Source organism: Streptomyces katrae, assembly GCF_000966975.1.
In the GTDB taxonomy this organism is placed as follows: Bacteria; Actinomycetota; Actinomycetes; order Streptomycetales; family Streptomycetaceae; genus Streptomyces; species Streptomyces katrae.
In genome coordinates, this window is record NZ_JZWV01001743.1 from 1 (window position 1) to 644 (window position 644).

Annotated in this window: 1 protein-coding gene; it reads left to right on the plus strand. The window is 75.0% G+C overall.

What is annotated here, in order from left to right; translation table 11 throughout:
- Window positions 1–644, plus strand: a 644-nt coding sequence (locus VR44_RS40410) for a polyketide synthase dehydratase domain-containing protein (RefSeq protein WP_045952689.1), incomplete at both ends; no start/stop codon positions are given.

A 644-nucleotide genomic window follows, 5' to 3' on the forward strand; every position in this document is an offset into this window, starting at 1 on the left:
CCGGGGCCGCGACGAGGTGCGGAGCCTGACGGCGGCGGTCTCCGATCTGCACCGCCACGGTGTGGACCTGGACTGGGAGGCCCTCTGCGGGATGTCCGTCGACTGGGACACCTTCTTCGCGGAGTCCGGTACCTCCCGCGTCGACCTGCCCACGTACGCCTTCCAGCGGCAGCGCTTCTGGCTGGAGGACAGCGGGCCGCAGGCCCCGCAGGACGTGGAGTCGGTCGGTCTCAAGGCGGCCGACCACCCGTTGCTCGGTGCCGCGATCGCCCTGCCCGATTCCTACGGGGTGATGTTCACCGGCCGGCTCGCGGCCCGGGCGCAGGCCTGGCTCGGTGACCACCGGGTGATGGGCAGGCTCGTGGTGCCCGGCGCGGCCGTCGCGGAACTCGCCGTGCGGGCCGGTGACGAGACCGGCTGCGGCTTCCTGGACGAGCTGACGCTGGAAGCCCCCCTCGTCCTCCCCGAGGACGGCGGCGTCCAGCTGCGCGTGCTGGTCGGGGAGGCCGCGGACGACGGGCGGGGGCTGCGCCAGGTCACGGTGTTCTCGCGGTCGGAGGACGCCCCCGAGGACACCCCGTGGACCCGGCACGCCACCGGTTCGCTGGCCCCCGGGGGTGCCGCTCCCGGGGAGGGCCTGACCG